This window comes from Terrimonas ginsenosidimutans, assembly GCF_022012415.1.
Classification (GTDB): domain Bacteria; phylum Bacteroidota; class Bacteroidia; order Chitinophagales; family Chitinophagaceae; genus Terrimonas_A; species Terrimonas_A ginsenosidimutans.
Genome location: NZ_JAKLTR010000003.1, coordinates 215,090 through 237,494 on the forward strand (window position 1 = coordinate 215,090; position 22,405 = coordinate 237,494).

At 47.3% G+C, this 22,405-nt stretch carries 19 protein-coding genes; 18 read left to right on the forward strand and 1 reads right to left on the reverse strand.

Annotated elements, in window-relative coordinates; translation table 11 throughout:
• Positions 1–326 precede the first annotated feature (326 nt).
• The 11 genes from LZZ85_RS05970 to LZZ85_RS06020 all read left to right on the forward strand — a co-directional run bounded on the left by LZZ85_RS05970 (position 327) and on the right by LZZ85_RS06020 (position 11,448).
• On the forward strand, positions 327–1,250 hold the full coding sequence (locus LZZ85_RS05970; protein ID WP_237869616.1) for an alpha/beta hydrolase: 924 nt from the start codon (positions 327–329) through the stop codon (positions 1,248–1,250).
• Between the two features lie 2 nt (positions 1,251–1,252).
• On the forward strand, positions 1,253–2,878 hold the full coding sequence (locus LZZ85_RS05975; protein ID WP_237869617.1) for a glycoside hydrolase family 28 protein: 1,626 nt from the start codon (positions 1,253–1,255) through the stop codon (positions 2,876–2,878).
• Between the two features lie 369 nt (positions 2,879–3,247).
• On the forward strand, positions 3,248–4,189 hold the full coding sequence (locus LZZ85_RS05980; RefSeq protein WP_237869619.1) for an alpha/beta hydrolase: 942 nt from the start codon (positions 3,248–3,250) through the stop codon (positions 4,187–4,189).
• A 250-nt stretch (positions 4,190–4,439) separates the two neighbouring features.
• Positions 4,440–5,705: an L-fucose:H+ symporter permease gene (fucP, locus tag LZZ85_RS05985; RefSeq protein ID WP_237869622.1), complete on the forward strand. Its 1,266-nt coding sequence runs from the start codon at positions 4,440–4,442 to the stop codon at positions 5,703–5,705.
• 1 nt (position 5,706) lies between these two features.
• Positions 5,707–6,048, forward strand: a complete 342-nt coding sequence (locus LZZ85_RS05990; protein ID WP_237869623.1) for an L-rhamnose mutarotase — start codon at positions 5,707–5,709, stop codon at positions 6,046–6,048.
• A 139-nt stretch (positions 6,049–6,187) separates the two neighbouring features.
• Positions 6,188–6,964, forward strand: coding sequence for an SDR family NAD(P)-dependent oxidoreductase (locus LZZ85_RS05995; RefSeq protein ID WP_237869626.1), 777 nt, complete (start codon positions 6,188–6,190; stop codon positions 6,962–6,964).
• Between the two features lie 120 nt (positions 6,965–7,084).
• Entirely contained in the window at positions 7,085–7,942 is an 858-nt protein-coding gene (locus tag LZZ85_RS06000; RefSeq protein WP_237869627.1) for a fumarylacetoacetate hydrolase family protein, read from the forward strand.
• Positions 7,929–8,762 carry an amidohydrolase family protein gene (locus LZZ85_RS06005; protein ID WP_237869629.1) on the forward strand — a complete coding sequence of 278 codons (834 nt, stop codon included), beginning with the start codon at positions 7,929–7,931 and terminating at the stop codon, positions 8,760–8,762. The genes LZZ85_RS06000 and LZZ85_RS06005 overlap by 14 nt, the downstream gene beginning before the upstream one ends.
• Before the next feature lie 6 nt (positions 8,763–8,768).
• Positions 8,769–9,557 (forward strand): SDR family oxidoreductase, encoded by a 789-nt coding sequence (locus LZZ85_RS06010; RefSeq protein WP_237869631.1) that lies wholly within the window; start codon positions 8,769–8,771, stop codon positions 9,555–9,557.
• 28 nt (positions 9,558–9,585) lie between these two features.
• The gene (locus tag LZZ85_RS06015) at positions 9,586–10,254 is read left to right on the forward strand and encodes an SGNH/GDSL hydrolase family protein (protein WP_237869640.1); all 669 of its coding nucleotides are present in this window, start codon (positions 9,586–9,588) and stop codon (positions 10,252–10,254) included.
• 186 nt (positions 10,255–10,440) lie between these two features.
• On the forward strand, positions 10,441–11,448 hold the full coding sequence (locus tag LZZ85_RS06020) for a zinc-binding alcohol dehydrogenase family protein (protein WP_237869643.1): 1,008 nt from the start codon (positions 10,441–10,443) through the stop codon (positions 11,446–11,448).
• A gap of 265 nt (positions 11,449–11,713) precedes the next feature.
• Here LZZ85_RS06020 and LZZ85_RS06025 read toward each other — a convergent pair whose 3' ends face one another.
• Positions 11,714–11,893, reverse strand: coding sequence for a hypothetical protein (locus LZZ85_RS06025; protein ID WP_237869645.1), 180 nt, complete (start codon positions 11,891–11,893; stop codon positions 11,714–11,716).
• 230 nt (positions 11,894–12,123) lie between these two features.
• Between LZZ85_RS06025 and LZZ85_RS06030 the strand changes: the two genes are divergently transcribed.
• The 7 genes from LZZ85_RS06030 (at position 12,124) to LZZ85_RS06060 (ending at position 22,235) form a co-directional block, all read left to right on the forward strand.
• Positions 12,124–13,614 (forward strand): xylulokinase, encoded by a 1,491-nt coding sequence (locus LZZ85_RS06030; RefSeq protein ID WP_237869647.1) that lies wholly within the window; start codon positions 12,124–12,126, stop codon positions 13,612–13,614.
• Positions 13,615–13,623: 9 nt separating this feature from the next.
• Positions 13,624–14,952, forward strand: a complete 1,329-nt coding sequence (gene xylA / locus LZZ85_RS06035; protein ID WP_237869649.1) for a xylose isomerase — start codon at positions 13,624–13,626, stop codon at positions 14,950–14,952.
• 292 nt (positions 14,953–15,244) lie between these two features.
• Positions 15,245–16,975: a sodium:solute symporter family transporter gene (locus tag LZZ85_RS06040; protein WP_237869652.1), complete on the forward strand. Its 1,731-nt coding sequence runs from the start codon at positions 15,245–15,247 to the stop codon at positions 16,973–16,975.
• A gap of 292 nt (positions 16,976–17,267) precedes the next feature.
• Positions 17,268–18,896, forward strand: coding sequence for a glycoside hydrolase family 43 protein (locus tag LZZ85_RS06045; RefSeq protein WP_237869654.1), 1,629 nt, complete (start codon positions 17,268–17,270; stop codon positions 18,894–18,896).
• Between the two features lie 717 nt (positions 18,897–19,613).
• Complete coding sequence (locus LZZ85_RS06050; RefSeq protein WP_237869656.1) at positions 19,614–21,011, forward strand: Gfo/Idh/MocA family oxidoreductase; 1,398 nt, start codon at positions 19,614–19,616, stop codon at positions 21,009–21,011.
• Between the two features lie 11 nt (positions 21,012–21,022).
• Positions 21,023–21,451, forward strand: coding sequence for a nuclear transport factor 2 family protein (locus LZZ85_RS06055; protein WP_237869658.1), 429 nt, complete (start codon positions 21,023–21,025; stop codon positions 21,449–21,451).
• Positions 21,452–21,632: 181 nt separating this feature from the next.
• Positions 21,633–22,235: an RNA polymerase sigma-70 factor gene (locus LZZ85_RS06060; RefSeq protein ID WP_237869661.1), complete on the forward strand. Its 603-nt coding sequence runs from the start codon at positions 21,633–21,635 to the stop codon at positions 22,233–22,235.
• Positions 22,236–22,405: the final 170 nt, after the last annotated feature.

Consider the following 22,405-nt stretch of genomic DNA (forward strand, 5'->3'; position numbering starts at 1 on the left):
ATCCTTAGCGCTCTTTGCATGCAAAGTAAACGCAAAGTACGCAGAGAGCAACCTGGCGAACTCTGCGCATCCTTAGCGCTCATTGCATGCAAAGTAAACGCAAAGTACGCAGAGAGTAACTTAGCGAACTCTGCGCATCCTTAGCGCTCATTGCATGCAAAGTAAACGCAAAGTACGCAGAGAGTAACTTAGCGAACTCTGCGCATCCTTAGCGCTCTTTGCATGCAAAGTAAACGCAAAGCACGCAGAGGGTAACTTAGCGAACTCTGCGAATCCTTAGCGCTCTTTGCGATACTTCCAACGCCTTAACTTAATAAAGACTCTACATGCATAAAAAAACTTTCATTCTGCTGGCGTCAGTTTTCGTCGCGACCCAGGTTATCTCGCAGGAGTTCATTCCTCTTTGGCCAAAAGGCAAAATGCCAAATTCCAAAGGATTGAATCTTTCGGATAGCATCGCCAATGAAAGAGTTTACCGTGTTGGAACACCCGGCATGTATGCATTCTTTACTTCCGACCAGGAGAACAAAGGCGCCGCCGTGCTGATCTGCCCCGGTGGCGGTTATGAACGTTTGGCATATGTCATCAGTGGCATTCAACTCGCCAAATGGTTTAACACGATGGGAGTTTCCGCATTTGTGCTGAACTATCGTTTACCGAATTCACCGGATCTTAAAGAAAGAGAAAAAGGACCGCTCCAGGATGCACAGCGTGCGATGAAGATCATCCGTTCACGAGCGGTGGAGTGGAAGATCCAGCCCAACAAGATCGGGATTCAGGGGTCATCTGCCGGCGGACATCTTGCCGCGATCGCTTCCACTTCAACAGAAGATCTTTCCCGGATCAATGACGCATTGGATACGATCAATTGCCGGCCTGATTTCACCCTGCTTGTTTCTCCGGTGATCGATATGGGGACGTATGCACACACAGGAAGTAAGAAAAACCTACTGGGAAGTGATCCTTCAGCGGCACTCATAGCAAAATATTCAGCGCAGTTGCAGGTTACGTCATCAACCGCGCCGGCATTCATCGTACACGCGGCGAACGACAAATCGGTAGACCCCCGTAACAGTTTGTTGTTCTACCAGGCTTTGCTGGATAAGAAGATCATTTCATCTTTGCATATCTTTCCGCAGGGAGCACATGCTATTGCCTTGCGGAATAATCCCGGTTCAGCCAATCAGTGGACAACACTTTGTGAAAGCTGGCTCCAGGAAATGAATTTTTTATCGCCCATTAATAAGTAATCATGAAAAAAAACTGGCTCGCGGTCCTCTTTTGTAGTGGCTTTATTTCTGCCAATGCGCAGTATTCATGGGGAAATCTTCCTAAAGTAGAAGAACCTGTTTTTAAAACGGATACATTTTCTATCCTGAACTATGGCGGCAAGTCGGATGGATATACGCTGAATACAAGAGCGATCAGTGCGGCGATCATCGATTGCAGCCGCCAGGGCGGTGGGGTAGTAATGATCCCGGCAGGATTGTGGCTGAGCGGGCCGATCGAAATGCGCAGCAATGTGAACCTGCATCTGGCCAGTGGGGCTTTGCTGACGTTCACGACGGATAAGACAAAATACCCCCTGGTAGAAGGTTTTTACGAAGGGAAACGGGCGGCGAGAAACCAATCACCTATCTCCGGAACGGGTCTGACCAATATAGCGATCACCGGTAAAGGTGTGATCGATGGCAATGGTGATGCATGGCGTGCTGTTGGTAAGTCGGCTCTCACAGAAAATGAATGGAAAGAAAAAATTAGATCAGGAGGCGTTTTAAAAGACGATGGGAAGGAATGGTATCCCAGTGAGCAGTTCAAACAAGCTAAAGTTGAAAATAAAAGTATGCTCCTTGTTCCCGGGAAAGAGCTCAAGGATTTTGAAGAGATGAAAGATTTCCTGCGTCCAAACCTGGTTGTATTCACGCAGTGTAATAAAGTGTTGCTGGAAGGAGTGACACTACAGAATTCGGCAGCATGGTGTATTCATCCATTGATGTGTGAGAACCTGATCCTGCGCGATCTGCTGGTGAAAAATCCTGCTTATGCACAGAACGGTGATGGAGCGGATATCGAATCCTGCAAATTCTTCCTTGTGGAAGGCTGCACTTTTGATGTGGGAGATGATGCGATCTGTATCAAATCGGGAAAAGATGAAGAAGGCCGTAAGCGTGGAATGCCGACCCAATATGGGATTGTCAGAAATAACCTGGTGTACAAGGCGCATGGCGGGTTTGTGATCGGCAGTGAAATGAGTGGCGGGGCAAACAACATCTTTGTCTATGACTGCAACTTCATGGGCACGGATAAGGGGCTGCGTTTCAAATCAACCCGTGGCCGCGGTGGAGTGGTAGAAAAGATCTATGCGCGGAATATTTATATGAAAGACATCGAACAGGAAGCGATCTTCTTCGATATGTATTACTTCGTGAAGTTTGCCACAGATGGTGAAAGAAATGAAAGCCCTGTTGTGAATGAAGGGACGCCGATCTTCCGTGATATGCATTTTGAAAAGATCGTTTGCAATGGCGCGAAGAAAGGGATTTTCATTCGCGGCCTTCCGGAGATGCCGGTACAGAATATACGGTTTACAGACTGTATCCTTACGGCTGAGATCGGGGCGGAGCTGGTGGATGTTGACAGGATCGCATTTGATATGCAGGAATTGAATCCGACAAAAACGGATCCGGTCATTTCTATTAATAATGGCACTAATGTGCGGTTTGGTGGGCTGATCTTCCCCAGTGCATTTAAAACGATCCTCAAGGTGACGGGTGAGCGTTCAAAAGATATCGATATGAGTCATATGGGAATTACCAAAGACTCGGAAAGGATCGTGATCACAGATGGAGCCCCCGCGACGGCTGTTTTGATGGATTAGGAATTAAGTTAGAATGGCGTAGTGGAGCGCGGCGGACGCAACGGTTCGCAACGCACGCAACGAACAGCCGCCACGCAAAAGATTGTATTTCGTTTCGCTCGCCGCGTATCGCTGCTCCGCCGCGTTCCTTTACGACAGACGCAACGGTTCGCAACGCACGCAACGAAAAGCAGCCACGCAAAAGATTGTATTTCGTTGCGCTCGCCGCGTATCGCTGCGTTCGCCGCGTTCCTTTACGACAGACGCAACGGTTCGCAACGCACGCAACGAAAAGCAGCCACGCAAAAAAATGTATTTCGTTGCGCTCGCCGCGTATCGCTGCGTTCGCCGCGTTCCTTTACGACAGACGCATAAGAAAATAGACCAAATATGAAGAACATCCTTTTTGCTTTATCAGTATTTCTTGTCATAAAATCGGATGCTCAGCAATCATTCCCGCGCGATACCTCGTTCAATATCCCCGCCACCTTCGAAAAAGAGAAAAAGAAACGCCCGTATATCATCATAGCCGAACCTGCGGTCTCCAAAGAAGTGTCGGTTAAAAAGAATATCATTTTTAAAAAAGCAGGCGAACATGCTTTAACACTTGATATTTTCTATCCAAAGAAAAAAACGAAAAAGACGCCGGCTGTACTACTCATCTTCGGCGGCGGATGGCGCTCCGGGGATAAAACGCACAACTATGCCATGGCGACCGAGCTGGCGAAGCAGGGATTTGTTGCCGTAACGGCTGATTACCGTCTTTCGCTCGAAGCAACTTATCCTGCAGCGGTAATAGACCTGAAAGATGCTTTGCGGTGGATGCGCGCGAACGCGCAGACCTATTCGCTTGACAAGAACAGGATCGCGGTATTGGGATGTTCGGCAGGCGGCCAGCTGGCGGCACTTTTAGGTAATACGAATAAACAACTCATGCTTGGCGGGCAGATAGTGGATACCACCAATGCTTCTGTACAAGCGATCGTTAATATTGATGGAACCCTGGCCTTCCGTCATCCGGAATCTGTGGAAGGCGCGGTAGCTGCACAATGGCTGGGCGGAACGTATGAAGAACGTCCTGATATCTGGGAAGAAGCAGCACCTTTGAACCATGTGGATACGAACAGCGCGCCGGTTTTCTTTGTAAATAGTTCCAATCCGCGTTTTCATGCCGGGCGGGATGATATGATCCGCAAACTGGATTCATTGAAGATCTACTCGCAAATCCATACGTTTCCTGATACGCCCCATCCGTTCTGGTTCTTTCATCCGTGGTTTGATCCGATGATGAAGGAGATTGGCGGGTTTTTGAGAAAGGTTTTTGTCTATTGAGTGGCGTAGGGAGCAACGCAGAGAGCGCTAAGGCACGCAAAGATCGCTAAGGATATCCCGCCAAAAGCTGGAAATCTTTGCGTTCCTGGCGATCCTTAGCGCTCTCTGCGTTGCTCCCTACGCCACTCAATACATGAACCTCTCACTCCTCGTTAAGGCTTCGGCTGACAGAGCATGACAGTTCTCCTCATTTCGTCATACATCTCTCATCCTGAATCATTATCTTTCACCCTCATTATATAGCAAGCCAATGAAACAGCGTTCGCCTTATTTATTGCCGTTTATCCTCGTTACAAGTTTGTTCTTTCTGTGGGCTTTCCTGCATAATATCAACCCGGTGCTGATCCCACATTTACGCAAAGCCTGTCAGCTGACGGATACCCAATCGGCGTTTATTGATACAGCCGTTTATCTTGCCTACTTCTCCATGGCTATCCCCGCCGGTTGGTTCATGCATAAGTATGGATATAAAAAAGGAATTCTTTGCGGATTGTTTTTGTATGGTGTGGGTGCTTTGCTTTTTGTGCCCGCAGCGTCTTCACGGGAATATGTATTCTTTCTTGCCGCATTATTTATCTCGGCGTCTGGCGCAACATTCCTTGAAACAGTAGGTAACCCCTATATCACCAAGCTGGGTGACGAAGCGACCGCTACACAGCGTTTGAACTTTGCGCAGTCGTTCAACGGCGCAGGGGCCGTATTCGCTCCGCTGATCGGATCCCAGGTGATCCTTTCCGGTGTGGAGTATACAAAGGAAGAGCTTGATAAGATGACGCCGGAGCAGCTCGCGATTTATCTGAATGGCGAAGCCGCGACGGTTAAAATGCCTTATCTGATAATAGGAATTGTTGTTTTTCTCTTGCTGCTGATCTTTGTCTTTACCAAACTGCCTGAGATCAGGGAGAAAGGGTCTGAAGAAAGCGGTAAGTTCTCCTTTCGTGTATTGCGTCATAAGCATCTTGCCTGGGCCGTCATTGCGCAGTTCTTCTATGTAGGTGCACAAACCTGCGTGGGCAGTTTTTTTGTGCGTTTTTCAAAGTTCACCCACGATATCCCGGAGAAGAATGCGGCGTTCTTATATGGTTCTATCGCGATGGTCGGCTTTATGCTGGGACGTTTTTCCGGCACCTTTCTCATGAAATACATCAAACCGGCAAAGCTGCTCCTGATCTATTCCGTGATCAATATCGTTTTACTTTTTGCAGCGGTCTCCACCACAGGCGCAACAGCCGTGTATACATTAATGGCAGTCCCTTTCTTTATGTCCATTATGTTTCCGACGATCTTCTCAATGGGGATTTCGGGGTTGGGTGAAGAATCAAAGACGGGCTCATCCTTTATTGTAATGTCTATTGTTGGTGGCGCGATCATCCCGCTTGCGATGGGACAATTGTCTGATGCAAGAGGCGGCGATATCCAGTTCGCCTATCTTGTTCCCGCGATCTGTTTTGCCGTAGTTGGTTTCTTTGCATATAAATTCCGTAACCTTTCAACAACTGTTCAGTCAGGTCATTAATATGAAAAGATTCACCCTTACATTGGATTTGATCGACAATGAAGAAAAGATCGCCGCTTATGAAAGATATCATGAGGCGGTATGGCCGGAGATCCTGCAAAGCATCCGGGATTCAGGAATAGAGCAGATGGAGATCTACAGGTTTGGTAACAGATTGTTCATGATAATTGATTCCTCAGATGAGTTTACCTTTGAACAGAAAGCGGCGGCTGATGCAGGGAATGAAAAAGTGCAGGAATGGGAAAAACTGATGTGGGATTATCAGCAGGCATTGCCGGGAAGTAAACCCGGAGAGAAGTGGATGCTCATGAAAGAGATTTTTAAGCTGGAAAAGAAAAAATAGTTGAATGGTTTAAAAGTTTTAAGGCTTACTAGTTTGTTAGTTTCTGACAGAGGTTTTTTATTGTCCGACCTAACTTTTAAACTCTTAAACATTTAAACTTTAAACCCTTCAACTCGATTGAATAATTCGAAAAACGAACATGATGTTTGACTTAAAAGGAAAAACTGCCGTTGTCACCGGCGGTGGAAGTGGGATTGGCAGGGCAATATCCCTGTTGTTTGCAAAGCAGGGGGCCACAGTTTTCATTTTAGACTATGATAAGAAAACCGCAGATACTGTAGCGGAAGAAGCCGTTAAAGCGGGAGGATCTGCTGAAGCGTTTGCCTGTGATGTGAGCAATCAGCAGCAGGTAAAAGATGTGGTGGAAAGTATTGCTGCAAAAACAAGAGGGGTGCAGTTGCTGGTGAATAATGCCGGCGTGGCGCATGTTGGCACTGTTGAAACAACATCCGAGGAAGATTTCAACAGGCTTTTGTCTGTGAATGTTCGAGGGGTTTACAATTGTCTGCAGGCGGTGATCCCGCACATGAAGCATACAGGTGGTGCGATCCTGAACATGGCATCAATCGCTTCATCGGTTGGTTTGCCAGACCGTTTTGCTTATTCTATGACAAAAGGCGCAGTGGTGGGAATGACATTATCTGTTGCGAAAGATTATATCGGTCAGAAGATCCGGTGCAATTGCATTTCCCCGGCGCGTGTCCACACTCCTTTTGTAGATGGATTTATTTCGAAGAACTATCCGGGAAATGAGCAGGAGATGTTTGAAAAGCTATCCAGGACACAGCCGATCGGCCGTATGGCTGAGCCGGAAGAGATCGCGTACCTGGTACTATACCTTTGCAGCGATGAAGCGTCCTTCATTACGGGATGTGATTACCCGATCGATGGAGGGTTTATCAAATTGAATAATTAGTCTTAGCGTAGTTCAATGGCCCCTGGCTGTTGGCTGGGAATACAGCATTTAAATAATTTTGATATTCGGCCATCGGCCCCCGGTCATCGAACAATTTCGTGATCTTAAAATTAAACGTAAATGAAACTGATCCGTTTTGGTGAAAAAGGAAAAGAAAAACCTGGTATTGAAATCAATGGCGAAAGATTCGATCTTTCCTCTGTAGCCCGGGATTATGATGAACATTTTTTTGCCAATGATGGCATCGCTTCTATTAAAAAAGCGGTAGAAGGAAATATAAGTGGCTTTCCTAAAGTGGCGGGAGATACAAGGCTCGGTGCGCCAATTGCACGTCCTTCCAAAATCGTTTGTATTGGGCTGAACTATGCTGATCATGCAAAAGAAACAGGCGCTACGCCCCCGTCAGAGCCGGTGATCTTCCTGAAATCGAGCACTGCGATGGTTGGTCCATTCGATAATATCGTGATCCCGAAGGATTCTGTAAAGACTGACTGGGAAGTGGAACTTGCTGTTGTGATCGGTAAGGAAGCCAGTTATGTAGAGGAGGCAAATGCGCTTGAGTATGTTGCCGGCTATGCATTGCATAATGATGTCAGTGAGCGCGAGTTCCAGCTTGAAAGAGGTGGCACATGGGATAAAGGAAAAGGCTGTGATACGTTTGCGCCGATCGGTCCATGGCTGGTTACTGCCGATGAAGTAAAAGATGTGAACAATCTTCGCCTTTGGCTGAATGTGAACGGAAAGAAAATGCAGGATGGTAATACGTCGAATTTTATTTTCAATATTCCGCACGTGATCGCTTATGTAAGCCGTTTCATGACGTTGCTGCCTGGTGATGTGATCTCCACAGGAACACCTGCCGGTGTTGGCCTTGGCTTCAATCCTCCTGTGTATCTCAAGCCAGGTGATGTGGTTGAGCTCGGCATCGACGGCCTTGGTGAATCAAAGCAAACCTGCGTGGCGTATGCTAAAAATTGATGCACATAATCATTTCTGGAAGTTTGATCCGGTTAGAGACAGCTGGATAACACCTGCAATGGAAGTGATCCGCCGCGATTTTTTGCCGGCGGAATTCCATGAAACATTACAGGAACACGGATTTGATGGTTGTGTGGTCGTGCAGAGCGATCAGACCGAGGCGGAAAATGAATTCCAGCTCAGGAATGCAGCTGAGAATCCATTTATCAAAGCAGTGGTTGGCTGGGTGGATCTTCGTGACCCGCAATTGGAAAGCCGGCTGGAGTATTACACAACCTTCTCGCGCCTCAAAGGCTTTCGCCATGTGCTGCAGGGAGAAGCGGATCGTTCGCTGATGCTCCGTCCTGCTTTTAAACAGGGCATTGGTCTGCTTCGTAAATACGGGTTTACATATGATATACTGATCTTCCCTGATCAGCTGAAATTCGCAAAGGAACTGGTGCAGGAATTTCCTTACCAGAAATTTGTGATCGATCATATCGCCAAGCCGGCTGTCAAAACAAAGGAAGATGGAACCTGGCATGAGGATATCCGCAGCATCGCAAAGCATGAAAATGTTTATTGCAAGATCTCGGGAATGGTGACGGAAGCCGACTGGCATCACTGGAAGAAAGAAGACTTTCATCCGTATATAGATACAGTGGTGGATGCTTTTGGCACAAGCCGGATCATGTATGGCAGCGACTGGCCGGTTTGCCAGGTTGCGGCTACATACACGGATATGCTGACTATCGTTCAGGAATATTTTTTGGAATTTTCTGCGGATGAACAGGCTGCTTTTTTTGGAGGTAATGCCTGCACATTTTATAACATTCAATAGCTAAACATGGATCTTCAGTTAAAAGATAAAGTAGTGATCGTAACAGGTGGTGCGAAAGGGATTGGTGAAGCGATCTCAAAAGTGCTTGCCGGCGAAGGTGCGATCGTCGCCATCATCGGCCGGAATGAAGCGGATAATAAGGCATTGCTTGCTGAGATAGAACAGGCGGGCGGGAAAGGAATACAGATCGTGGCAGAGCTCGCAGAGCCTGCGGCTTGTGAGCAGGCGGTTAAGACGGTCATCGCTCAATTGGGACGCGTAGACGGTGTGGTCAATAATGCCGGAGTAAACGATGGCGTTGGCCTGGAGAACGGCAACTATGAAAAATTCATGGAGAGCCTGCATAAAAATCTTGTGCACTACTACCTGGTTGCACATTATGCCTTACCTGAATTAAAGAAAAGCAAAGGGAGCATTGTGAATATTACTTCCAAAACCGGGATCACCGGACAGGGTAATACATCTGCCTACGCAGCGGCTAATGGTGGCCGTAACGCGTTGACAAGGGAATGGGCGGTTGAACTACTGAAGTATGGCATCCGGGTAAACGCGGTGGTAGTCTCGGAGTCCTATACGCCCGCTTATGAGAAATGGATCAAGACACTTTCAGATCCTGCAACCAAATTGAAGGAAATTGAGTCAAAGATACCATTGGAGAACAGGATGACGACCCCGGAAGAACTGGCCAATACGGTAGCATTTCTCCTTTCAGCGAAGTCAAGTCATACTACCGGACAGCTTGTTTATGTTGATGGTGGTTATGTTCATCTCGACAGAGCTTTAGCAAATGCCTGAACTAATTACCGATCTTAAAAATTATACAATGAAATATTTTGTGCTTGTAGCCACATTAGCCATGTTTGCTTTTACTACACCCGCTAAGAAAAATAAGGTGATCTTCTTTGGAGATTCCATTACGCAGGCTGCTGTTAAAGGGAATGGATATATTGTAAAACTTGATAGCATTATCAAGAAAGAAGGACTTGCAGAATCGTTTGAATTGTCTGGTGCAGGCATCGGCGGTAATAAAGTGTATGATCTGTATTTAAGAATGGAGACCGATGTGCTGGAGAAGAACCCGGATATCGTTTTTATTTATGTTGGAATAAATGATGTATGGCATAAAAGCAGTTCCGGTACGGGAACAGACGCTCCTAAATTCATTGCTTTCTATAAAGCGATCATCAAAAAGCTGCAGGACAGGAATATCCGTGTAGTCGTTTGCACACCTTCTGTCATTGGAGAAAGGAATGATTTTTCCAATGAGCAGGATGAAGATCTGAATCATTACAGTAACATCATCCGCAATATCGCAAAAGAGTCTAACCTGCCGGTGGTAGATCTTCGCAAGGCATTTGTTGATTATGAGAAAGCGAATAATCCGACAAACCAGGAGAAGGGAATTCTGACAACGGACCGGGTGCATTTGAATGATGCGGGAAATTTATTTGTAGCAGGCGAGATGTGGAAGGTGTTGAAGGCTTTGAAGTAATTCTCTTTGCATCACCTAAGTATCGCAGAGGACGCAAAGGACCGCAATGGGCGCAAGGATATCCTGGCGTACTTCGCGATCCCTTTGCGTCCTTTGCGATACTCTTACACCGTTCATTTCTCAGGATAGTGCAGGCCACTATCAATCTTCAACTGTAATAGCTTAGCATACTAAAAGTTTTGATAAATGAAAACGCTTGTTTGTACCTCTCCTCATCATTTTGGCTATACAGAATCTGAAAAGCCCTCCATTCAACCCGGCCATACTTTACTAAAGATCCAGCGCATCGGTGTTTGCGGAACAGATCTTCACGCATTTGAGGGCACACAACCTTACTTCAGTTATCCCAGAATACTTGGTCATGAACTCGCGGCAACGATTGAAGAAACCACTGCACCTGGTTTTAAAAAGGAAGACGCGGTGACCATTATTCCGTATTTCAATTGTGGGACCTGTATCGCCTGCCGCCGCGGAAAGCCGAATTGCTGCGTATCTATGAAGGTGTGTGGGGTGCATGTTGATGGCGGCATGCGTGAGTTTTTGCTGGTCCCGGATAGCTCGCTGGTGAGTGGTGAAGGACTTTCACTTGATGAACTCGCACTGGTGGAACCATTGGCGATCGGTGCGCATGCGATCAGAAGAGCTGCCGTGGAGAAGGATGAATTTGTACTGGTAGTTGGAGCGGGCCCGATCGGTCTCGGGACGATGGAGTTTGCCCGCATTGCCGGAGCGAAAGTGATCGCGATGGATGTACAGGAAAGCCGACTGGAATTTTGCAGAACAAAGCTTAATATACCGTACACTATAAACGCGAAAAATGATGTGACGGCTGAGTTGCAGCAGATCACAGATGGAGATATGCCGACTGTAGTGATCGATGCAACGGGCAACCTGAAAGCTGTCACCAATGCATTTCAGTACCTGGCGCACGGCGGCCGGTACGTACTGGTCGGGTTGCAGAAAGAAGAGATCAGTTTCAGTCACCCGGAATTTCACAAGCGCGAGTCGACGCTGATGAGCAGCCGCAATGCTACGCGTGCCGATTTTGATCACGTACTGGCCAGCATGCGGAAGAAGCTGGTTGATCCGGCGACATATATTACGCACAGGGTGGAGTTTGGAGACGTGAAGGACAACTTTAATTCCTGGCTGGATCCGAAGAATGGGGTGATCAAGGCGATGATCGGAATATAGGCCACACATGAACCGGGAGTTTTCAGACAGGGTCGACCCGGCGTTTAAAATCCCGAAAGGAGCGGAACGGGGCCGGACAAAAAACGGTAAAATGCTCCATGAATGCTTCCCGCATGCCCTTGTGATGCCGAAGGGCTGGATCACGGTAGTATTAGTGATGCCAGTCTGATGCTTGCGCAATGCTACCACCATGCTACCGACATGCTATCCTCATGCTATCCTGATGCTATGCTGATGCTTGGGTTATACTATAACCATGCTGTAGTCATGCTTCCATAAAGCTAAAACGGGTTGGAATGATACAGATTCCGTCTTTACCTGTTGCTGGAAGAGCTGACAAGGGATCGGTAATTGCTGGCCTGAGAGGGATCAAGGCCTGGTTTCCCATCAGCTGTGCGGCCTGGTTGTCTTCAGATCCGCTGAGCTTTGCAGGAGGTGTATCCACAAAGGGATGCCTTTTTTAAAGCCCGTATGAAGTCACAGTGTGGGTACGGCCATCCAGGTTGATAACTTTCAATTTGTTGATTTTTAATAATTTATATTCAACACGCCATCGTTTGCAAAAAAAATGCAATCGGTTTCATTTTTCATTCCCCGATATGCCGTAAGTTCGGCAATTGTTCCCACTGCCCTTCGTTCCGATAGGTGCGGCGCACGGAATCAAACCGATTGTTTATGTTATTACTAGGCCTTGATATCGGCACATCCTCGATCAAAGCGTCGGTGGTGGATGCTGCAACCCAACAACTGCTTGCCTCTGCTCAATATCCCGAAACAGAATCGGGCATCACGTCCCTTCAACCCGGATGGGCGGAGCAATCACCCGAAATGTGGTGGGAGCATGTTCAGCTCGCAATCCTGAAACTTCATGCCCAACGAAAATATGATCCAGGAGAAATCAAAGCGATCGGGATCGCGTATCAAATGCACGGGTTGGTTTGCGTGGATAAAGACCAGCAGGTGCTGCGTGATAGTATCATCTGGTGTGACAGTCGCGCTGTAGAACTTGGCCGTGGCGCTTTCGAAGCCATCGGCAGGGAGCGAGCCTTGCTGCATCTGCTGAATTCCCCGGGAAATTTCACTGCCAGCAAACTGGCCTGGGTTAAGCAGAACGAACCGGCATTGTATGAGAAGATCAGCCGGATCATGCTCCCGGGCGATTTTATTGCGATGAAGCTAACAGGGGAGGTCACTACCAGTATCTCTGCATTGTCTGAAGGTGTGTTCTGGGATTTCCAGGAGCATGAACTCTCCAAAGACGTTTTCAATCACTATAAGATCGATCCATCTTTTATTCCAACAATAAAGGATGTGTTCACCAATCACGGTGAAGTGCCGGAGGCTGTTGCTACGGCATTATCACTCACTCCCGGCATTCCTGTTACCTACAAGGCCGGCGATCAGCCCAACAATGCTTTATCATTGAACGTGCTCAATCCCGGTGAAGTGGCGGCAACGGCCGGTACCAGCGGTGTGATCTATGCCGTGAGTGATCAGCTTACGTATGATAATGAATCAAGGGTGAATACATTCGCTCACGTTAATTATACATCCACGCAAAAACGGCTTGGCGTATTGCTGAACATCAATGGCACCGGTATTCTCAATCGCTGGATCAAAAATGTGACAGGCGATAAAGCAGACTACCGCCAAATGAATGATGCAGCTTCAGGTATAGCGCCGGGCAGCGAAGGCGTTTACATACTACCCTTTGGTAATGGTGCTGAACGGATGCTTGGCAACCGCACCGTGCAGGCACATATCAATGGCATCGACTTCAACAGGCATCATGCCGCTCACTTGTTCAGGGCTTCTCAGGAAGGGATCGCTTTTGCATTCCGGTATGGTTTGGATATCATGCGCAGCAATGGCATCAATCCCAGCGTGATCCGTGCTTCTAAAACAAATATGTTCCTTAGCAATGTATTTACAGAGGCGTTCGTAAATGCAACCGGACTGAGTGTGGAATTATATCATGGTGATGGAAGTGTCGGCGCAGCGATCGGTGCCGGACTTGGAGCGGGTATCTACAACACGCCACAGGAAGCATTCAAACATTTCAAGCCATTATCCAGCATAGAACCTTCACCGTCGCTGTCAAAATCCTATGACGCGCTTTATGAAGGATGGAAACAAGTTTTATCTAATCAATTGAATCAACAATAAATTTTAAAGATGAACGTGGTAACAGGAAGTAAAGAATACTTCAAAGGCATAGGCCAGATCAAATACGAAGGTCGTGATAGCGACAATCCACTGGCATTCCGTTGGTATGATGCGAACAAAAAAGTGGCGGGTAAAACCATGGCGGAATACCTGCGTTTTGCCTGTGCATACTGGCACAGCTTCAACGGCAACGGCGCCGATCCCTTTGGTGAGCCAACACATGTGTTTGGGTGGGACGAAAGCAAAGATGTGATCCAGCGGGCAAAAGATAAAGCCGATGCGGCATTTGAGTTCATCACGAAAATGAATATTCCTTATTACTGCTTTCATGATGTGGATGTGGTGGATTATGGAAATGATATCGCGGAGAATGACAACCGCCTGCAAACCGTAGCGGAATACCTGAAAGAAAAGCAAAAGGAAAGCGGCGTTAAACTGCTTTGGGGTACGGCCAACCTGTTCAGCCATAAACGCTATATGAACGGCGCTTCTACCAATCCTGATTTTCACGTGCTCGCCCATGGAGCAGCACAGGTAAAAGCAGCATTGGACGCAACGATCGCATTAGGCGGCGAGAATTATGTATTCTGGGGCGGCCGCGAAGGTTATATGAGTCTGCTGAACACAGACATGAAGCGGGAAAAAGATCACCTGGCGCGTTTCCTGCAAACAGCCCGCGACTATGCAAGAAAGAATGGTTTCAAAGGCCAGTTTTTTATCGAACCCAAGCCATGCGAGCCAAGCAAACATCAATATGATTATGACTCTGAGACCGTGATCGGTTTCCTGCGTCAGCACGGACTGCTGGAAGACTTCAGCCTGAACATTGAAGTGAACCACGCTACGCTGGCGGGACACACCTTTACGCATGAACTGCAGGTGGCCGCTGATACCGGACTGCTCGGCAGCATTGATGCCAACCGTGGCGATTACCAGAATGGCTGGGATACAGACCAGTTCCCGAATGATATCAACGAACTGACCGAAGCGATGCTGATCATCCTACAGGCAGGAGGTTTCAAAGGCGGCGGTATCAACTTTGATGCGAAGATCCGGAGGAACAGCACAGATATGGAAGACCTGTTCTATGCGCATATCGGTGGCATGGATACATTTGCGAGAGCGTTGCTGACGGCGGAAGCGATCCTGGAGAAGTCTGACTATAAGAAGATCAGGAAAGATCGTTATGCAAGCTTTGATGGTGGAAAAGGGGCGGAGTTTGAAGCGGGTAAGCTTTCTTTGGAAGACCTGAGAGCATTTGCGGTGGCGAATGGTGAGCCGAAGTCGGCGAGTGGAAAGCAGGAGTATCTGGAGAACCTGATAAATCGCTACATCTAAATTAGTATCGCAAAGGGCGCTAAGGAAGCGCGAAGGGCGCAAAGTCTTGGCGTCCTTTGCGCTTCCTTAGCGCCCTTTGCGATACTTCCGATCTTCTCCAAAAAAGGACCCTTGCCTTTCCGGTCCCGTTCCGTATCTTTCCTTGCTGTCCCGATTAGGTCTTTTACCGGATTTTCCGTACCTATGCAATAAGTGTTGATATGACACTAATTGTAAAAGTGCTGCTGACCATTAAGAACCGAATTGCTCAACAACCGAAAAAACAACTTTTAAAATTTAAACAGCCTGCTGTATGAACTCCCTCTCCCCGCTGGACTATGTGGTTTTCCTGGTCTACTTTGTTATTGTGGCCGGGTATGGTTACTGGATTTATCGAAGAAAGAAACAAGCCACTGTATCGGCTTCTCACGACTATTTTCTTGCTGAAGGATCACTTACCTGGTGGGCCATTGGCGCGTCTCTGATCGCTTCCAATATCTCCGCTGAGCAATTTATCGGGATGAGCGGTGAGGGGTTTTTTGTTGGTACAGCTGTAGCCGCCTACGAATGGGTAGCAGCTATTGCACTTATCATCATCGCTGTTTGGTTTATCCCTATATATCTTAAGAATAAGATATACACGATGCCGCAGTTCCTGAAGACACGGTATAATGAAACGGTGGCGCTGATCATGGCTGTATTCTGGTTATTCCTGTACGTGTTTGTAAACCTTACGTCAATTCTTTACCTCGGTGCGGTGGCTATTAATGGTCTGCTCGGGGGCGAATATCTGCATATTATCATGATCGTATTGATGCTGATGGCGTTGGTTATTACGCTCGGCGGTATGAAAGTGATCGGTTACACAGACGTGATCCAGGTAGCGGTGTTGATCATTGGCGGTTTTGCCACTGTATTCATGGCGCTCCAGATCGTGGACGAACGTATCAATGGGGTTGTTAACGGTAATGCGATCGCTGGTTTCAAAACACTACTTAACCAGGCGCCGGAACATTTTAAAATGATACTTCCCAAACCTGAGTTAACTACCACTACTATTGATATGCCGCAGAACCTTGATGTTCAGAAGTATGTAGTACTGCCTGGTATTGCCATGTATTTCGCTGGTCAGTGGATCGTTAACCTGAACTATTGGGGATGTAATCAGTATATTACTCAGCGCGCCCTTGGAGCTGACCTGCAAACGGCTCGTACGGGAATTCTGTTTGCCGGTATGCTGAAACTGATGATGCCTATCATTGTAATGCTTCCTGGTATCGCGGCTTATGTATTGTTTAAAAATGATCAGCTTCCTGGATTTACAGGTGTAAAAGATGATGCATATTCTGCCATCCTCGCATTCCTGCCAAGTGGCTTGAAAGGACTTGCAGTGGCGGCGCTGACTGCGGCAATTGTGGCATCACTTGCTGGTAAGGCAAATAGTATTTCTACCATCTTCACGCTGGATATTTACAAGAAATATGTAAACAAAGAAGCAGAAGAGAAGAAAATGGTATGGATCGGCCGTTTGACTGTAGTAGTGGCAATGATCGTTTCCCTTCTCTTTACCTGGAAAGATACGCTGGGTATCGGAGGTGAAGGCGGCTTTACCTTTATTCAGAAATATACCGGCTTCATCAGCCCGGGTGTATTTGCAATGTTCATCCTCGGTATGTTCTGGAAACGCACTACCGGAGCAGCTGCGCTGGTGGGTGTAGTACTCGGATTCCTGCTTGCGATCTTCTTCAATAGCTATGCAGTTCCGCTGTTTGGCAAAGAAACATGGATGTATACGGCTTTTGAATATCAGAAGATGAATAAGGGCGTGGTGGAAACGGTTATTGAGATTCCATTCCTGATCAATATGGGATGGTCCTTCTTCTTCACTATTGCAACGATGATCGCGATCAGCCTTGCTGGTCCGAAAGTAAATCCAAAAGCATTCGCTATCGACAGTTCAATGTTCAAGGTGAAACCAGCAACGATCGTGATGATCGTTATAACGCTGATGCTGATCGGTGCGCTTTATGCAAGATTCTGGTAATAGTTTTTTTCTTGATACAAAGGTCCCTCGTAGGTTATTCTGCGAGGGACCTTTTTGTTTTTATCCTATTGAAGTCGACTGTCGTATAAGGAGCGCGGCGGACACGGCGATACGCGGCGGACGCGGCGAAACAGCCATGAGGAATATTGTATTTCGCGGCGATCGCCGCGTACCGCCGTGCCCGCCGCGCTCCTCTACGCAAGCCTGTTTTGTAGTGGGAACGATTGCGTAATTTCAAAAGTTTATTCAAACATTTTTTCAGACATTGTTACCTGATTAATCACGCTAACGAATGAAACTCTTCCGTCTTGCCATCGCGGGTCTTACTACCTGCCTTTTCAATACATCTATTGTGTCCGCACAGAATACCCTTTCCCAGGCCTGGGTCGCGGATAATGGTAATGGCACTTACAAAAATCCGGTTGTTAATGCTGACTACAGTGATCCCGATGCAATACGGGTAGGCGATGACTATTACATGATCTCTTCCAGTTTTACGCATATGCCTGGCCTGCCGATCCTGCATTCAAAGGACCTGGTGAACTGGTCGCTGATCGGTCATGTACTAAAAAGACAGGCGCCTTATGAGCACTTCAGCAAAGTGCAGCATGGCGGTGGTGTATGGGCGCCAAGCATCCGTTACCATAACAATGAATTCTATATCTACTCTCCCGATCCCGATTTCGGGATCTATGTCATAAAGGCAAAGAACATTCTTGGTCCCTGGTCAGACCCCATCCTTGTAGCGCCGGGTAAGGGATTGATCGATCCCTGCCCGCTATGGGATGATAATGGCAAAGCTTATCTCGCGCATGCGTACGCGGGCAGCCGCGCCGGCATCAAAAGTGTACTCACTGTAAGAGAGATGACCCCCGATGGTACGAAAACACTTGATGAAGGTGTGCTTGTATTCGACGGTCATGATGCGGATCCTACACTCGAAGGCCCTAAGTTTTACAAGCGTAACGGCTATTATTATATCCTCGCCCCGGCAGGCGGTGTGAGCACCGGCTGGCAATTGGCGCTTCGCTCAAAAAATGTCTACGGTCCTTATGAAAGAAAGGTCGTGATGGATCAGGGCAAGTCTCCCGTGAACGGTCCGCACCAGGGAGCCTGGGTGGATACAAAAACCGGGGAACACTGGTTCCTTCACTTCCAGGATAAAGAAGCTTATGGCCGCGTGGTGCATCTGCAACCGATGAAATGGGTGAATGACTGGCCGGTGATCGGGATCGATAAAGATGGCGATGGTAAAGGTGAACCGGTGATGGAATACAAAAAGCCGAATGTCGGTGCACAGAAAATTACCAGGGCAACTCCCCCGGATAGTGATGAGTTCGATGCAAACAAACTCGGTCTGCAATGGCAATGGCAGGCAAACCCTCAGCCATTCTGGGCTTTTCCTGGTGGTGGTAAACTCCGGCTGTTCTCCTACCCGGTGCCGGATAGCGTAAAGAACTACTGGGATGTTCCCAACCTGCTGATGCAGAAATTCCCGGCTGACGAATTTGTGGCAACAACCAAACTGAACTTCAAGCCGCGTCTTGATAATGAGCGGGCAGGCCTGATCGTATTCGGCGCTGATTATGCATACGTTTCTGTTGTAAAAAAGAAAGAAGGGAATTATCTTTCCTTTAGTATCTGTAACAATGCTGACAAGGGAAAGAATGAAACAGTGCAGGATAGCAGGAAACTGGAGAATGCAGATATTTATTTCCGGGTGACAGTGAGTAATGGTGGCGTTTGCGAATTCAGCTATAGCACTGACGGAACTAAATTTGAAAAGATAGGAGAGAAGCTGACGGCAAAACCGGGAAGATGGGTTGGTGCGAAAGTCGGGCTGTTCTGCACAAGAACAACAAAAACGAATGATGCTGGTTTTGCGGATGTTGATTGGTTTCGGATTTCGTCAGTGAAATGATAAGTATCGCGAAGAGCGCTAAGGTGTCGCAGAGTACGCTAAGTCTTTGCGATCATGGCGGATCCTTTGCGCGCTCTGCGACACAACAAAAACGAATGATGCTGGTTTTGCGGATGTTGATTGGTTTCGGATTTTGTCAGTGAAATGATAAGTATCGCGAAGAGCGCTAAGGTGTCGCAGAGTACGCTAAGTCTTTGCGATCATGGCGGATTCTTTGCGCGCTCTGCGACAGGACAAAAATGAATGATGCTGGTTTTGCGGATGTTGATTGGTTTCGGATTTCGTCAGTGAAATGATAAGTATCGCGAAGAGCGCCAAGGTGTCGCAGAGTACGCTAAGTCTTTGCGATCCTGGCGGATCCTTTGCGCGCTCTGCGACAGGACAAAAACGAATGATGCTGGTTTTGCGGATGTTGATTGGTTTCGGATTTTGTCAGTGAAATGATAAGTATCGCGGAGGGCGCCAAGGTGTCGCAGAGTACGCTAAGTCTTTGCGATCCTGGCGGATTCTTTGCGCGCTCTGCGACAGGACAAAAACGAATGATGCTGGTTTGCGGATGTTGATTGGTTTCGGATTTCGTCAGTGAAATGATAAGTATCGCGAAGAGCGCCAAGGTGTCGCAGAGTACGCTAAGTCTTTGCGATCCTGGCGGATCCTTTGCGCGCTCTGCGATACTTCCGACGTTTTTAATGATCCACATTTAAATACGCTTGCTATATGGAACGTCGTAAATTCCTCGGCTATACCGCCGCTGCGGGTGCATCACTGTTGTTGCATCCCTTTGACTCATTTGCTGCACCTGCAGAAAAGATCAAACTCGCCATGATCGGCACCGGCCACAGGGGATCCGGTTTCTGGGGCAAAGACCTTCTCAAAAATTTTGGCTCTGTCGCAGAGTTTGTTGGTCTCGCTGATATCAACCCCGGAAGGATGGAATATGTAAAGCAGATGATGGGCGTCAACTGTCCACTCTTTTCTTCCCTGGATGAGATGCTCGCCAGGACAAAGCCCGACTATCTGATTGTCACTACTGTCGACTCTACTCATGATGACATCATTGTAAAAGCCCTGCTCAAAGGCTTTAATGTGATCACCGAAAAGCCGATGACCACCGATGAAGTGAAATGTAAACGCATTCTTGAGGCGGAGAAAAAGTCGGGTAAGAAAGTGATCGTTGCTTTCAATTACCGCCACAGCGTTCACAGCATGCAATTGAAGGAATTGCTGGCGAAGAAACGGGTGGGTAAAGTCACGTCTGTTGATTTTAACTGGTACCTGAACGTATATCATGGTGCGGACTATTTCCGCCGCTGGCATGGCTTTACCGCGAAGAGTGGTTCGCTTTGGGTCCATAAAGCAACTCACCACTTTGACCTGCTGAACTGGTGGCTGAATTCGGAGCCCGTTGAAGTAAGTGCTTATGGTTCGCTTGAGATGTATGGAAAGAACAATTCTTTCCGTGGCACCAAATGCCGCGGATGCCAGTATAAAGATCAGTGTAAGTTCTATTGGGATATTAACAAAGACCAGCGTTTGGTTGACCTGTATGTAAAGAATGAACAGCATGATGGTTATATCCGTGATGGTTGTGTCTGGAGGAATGAAATAGATATCTATGATAAGATGTCTGCTCAGATCCTGTATGCAAACGGCGTTGTAGCCAACTACTCACTCACTACTTACTCTCCGTATGAAGGATGGCAGATCGCGTTCAACGGAACGGATGGCCGTATCGAAACCTGGGAAGATATTCCCTATCTGCAGAAAACACCGGATGACCAGGCGGGCCGTCATGCGGTGGAGATGTCCGATGCCGATGATGCCATTGCGAACGAATTCCGAGAGATCATGGTGATGGACAATTTCAAAAAGGAGTATGAGATCTTTACCACGCCAAAGATCAAGGGTGGTCACGGCGGTGGTGATATCCGGATGCAGCGGAGAATGTTTGTTGACAGGAATGATAACCCGCATCATGTAATGGCCGGAACGCGGGAGGGCGCGATGTCTATCCTGATTGGTATTGCTGCCAGAAAAAGCATAGCTTTGAAAAGGCCGGTAAAAATTTCAGAATTAACAGACCTTAAGCCAATGGCTATTCGCCACGAACAATAAACAATTCACGTATGCACAAACTATTGCTCGCAATCGCCGTACTATTAATCAGTACAACCATGAATGCACAAACAAAAAGTGAGAAACAAGTAGCTGAAGCAGTTGAAGCGCTCCGTAAAGCGATGGTCGACGGCAGTGAATCAGCGCTCAATAATATTGCAGCCGATGGGCTCTCTTATGGTCACAGCGGTGGTAAAGTAGAAACCAAGGCTGAGTTCGTAGGCACTCTCGCCAGCGGAAAGTCTGATTTCGTAACCATCGACCTCACTGACCAAACGATCCAGGTCAGCAAAGATGTTGCGATCGTTCGCCATACCCTCTCCGCAAAAACAAATGACGGTGGTAAACCAGGCGAAGTTCATCTCAAGATCATGACCGTATGGCAGCACCAGAAGGGTGGGTGGAAGATGCTGGCGCGGCAGGCAGTTAAGATCAATTAAAAATTAAAAGTTCAAAAGTAAAAAGTAAAAAACCTCTCATAACGGAGCAGTTCTCTCCGGGAGATTTTTTACTTTTTACTTTTTAATTTTGACTTCGAACGGGAACGTTTGCGGAGATTGAGAATATTTCAATAAAGAAATTCGGTATATTTAGTTTGTATTGTTTGCCAAAACGACTAAAATGACTGCTAATCTTCGTCTGATACAGCAAGGTATTTGCGACGGAAATGAGACGGCTCTAACAGAGCTGTACAGGCTTTTTCATAGTCGGCTTCACTATTTCAGTAACTCCATTGTAAAATCTCCGGAGGACGCAGAAGAGTTGGTGGAAGATGTTTTTGTAAAACTCTGGGCCAACAGAAAGAATATCCTCAGCATAGACAACCTCTCCGTTTATTTATATGTTGCCGTAAAGAACCGCTCGTATAACCTGTTGGTTAAACGAGGCAAAACTGTTCATTACTCTTTGGAGGATATGGGGGATGAAATGTCAGCCCCTTCTCTTGATCCGCATAGATTATTGGTAAGCGCTGAAATGATGAAGCGAATGCAACTGGCAATAGAGTCATTGCCTCCCCGGTGCAGGATGATCTTCCGCCTTATACGCGAAGATGGATTGCAATACAAAGAAGTAGCTCAGATCTTAAGCATCTCGGTCAATACGATTGATGTACAGATGGCGATTGCGACAAAAAGGATCTGCGCCTTGCTTGAACAACAAGACGGCGATGTAAAACTATCCCCGCGGTCAAATTCCCCGGACCGTAAAAATCAGATTCCCTGAATTGTTTTCTTAATTCGTTTGGCGCAGGAGTATCGCAGAGAGCGCAAAGAACCGCAAGGTGCGCCATGATCTCTTTGTGCTCTCTGCGATGCTTTGCGCTCTCTGCGATACTCCTACGCCAGCTTTAAAAAAATATTCCAATCTCTTAGTAGATACTTCCATTATTGCTG

Excerpts from the sequence above, each read along its gene's own strand:
- LZZ85_RS05970 (WP_237869616.1), top strand. The coding sequence starts at position 327 with ATGCATAAAAAAACTTTCATTCTGCTGGCGTCAGTTTTCGTCGCGACC.
- LZZ85_RS05975 (WP_237869617.1), top strand. The coding sequence starts at position 1,253 with ATGAAAAAAAACTGGCTCGCGGTCCTCTTTTGTAGTGGCTTTATTTCT.
- LZZ85_RS05980 (WP_237869619.1), top strand. The coding sequence starts at position 3,248 with ATGAAGAACATCCTTTTTGCTTTATCAGTATTTCTTGTCATAAAATCG.
- fucP (WP_237869622.1), top strand. The coding sequence starts at position 4,440 with ATGAAACAGCGTTCGCCTTATTTATTGCCGTTTATCCTCGTTACAAGT.
- LZZ85_RS05990 (WP_237869623.1), top strand. The coding sequence starts at position 5,707 with ATGAAAAGATTCACCCTTACATTGGATTTGATCGACAATGAAGAAAAG.
- LZZ85_RS05995 (WP_237869626.1), top strand. The coding sequence starts at position 6,188 with ATGATGTTTGACTTAAAAGGAAAAACTGCCGTTGTCACCGGCGGTGGA.
- LZZ85_RS06000 (WP_237869627.1), top strand. The coding sequence starts at position 7,085 with ATGAAACTGATCCGTTTTGGTGAAAAAGGAAAAGAAAAACCTGGTATT.
- LZZ85_RS06005 (WP_237869629.1), top strand. The coding sequence starts at position 7,929 with ATGCTAAAAATTGATGCACATAATCATTTCTGGAAGTTTGATCCGGTT.
- LZZ85_RS06010 (WP_237869631.1), top strand. The coding sequence starts at position 8,769 with ATGGATCTTCAGTTAAAAGATAAAGTAGTGATCGTAACAGGTGGTGCG.
- LZZ85_RS06015 (WP_237869640.1), top strand. The coding sequence starts at position 9,586 with ATGAAATATTTTGTGCTTGTAGCCACATTAGCCATGTTTGCTTTTACT.
- LZZ85_RS06020 (WP_237869643.1), top strand. The coding sequence starts at position 10,441 with ATGAAAACGCTTGTTTGTACCTCTCCTCATCATTTTGGCTATACAGAA.
- LZZ85_RS06030 (WP_237869647.1), top strand. The coding sequence starts at position 12,124 with ATGTTATTACTAGGCCTTGATATCGGCACATCCTCGATCAAAGCGTCG.
- xylA (WP_237869649.1), top strand. The coding sequence starts at position 13,624 with ATGAACGTGGTAACAGGAAGTAAAGAATACTTCAAAGGCATAGGCCAG.
- LZZ85_RS06040 (WP_237869652.1), top strand. The coding sequence starts at position 15,245 with ATGAACTCCCTCTCCCCGCTGGACTATGTGGTTTTCCTGGTCTACTTT.
- LZZ85_RS06045 (WP_237869654.1), top strand. The coding sequence starts at position 17,268 with ATGAAACTCTTCCGTCTTGCCATCGCGGGTCTTACTACCTGCCTTTTC.
- LZZ85_RS06050 (WP_237869656.1), top strand. The coding sequence starts at position 19,614 with ATGGAACGTCGTAAATTCCTCGGCTATACCGCCGCTGCGGGTGCATCA.
- LZZ85_RS06055 (WP_237869658.1), top strand. The coding sequence starts at position 21,023 with ATGCACAAACTATTGCTCGCAATCGCCGTACTATTAATCAGTACAACC.
- LZZ85_RS06060 (WP_237869661.1), top strand. The coding sequence starts at position 21,633 with ATGACTGCTAATCTTCGTCTGATACAGCAAGGTATTTGCGACGGAAAT.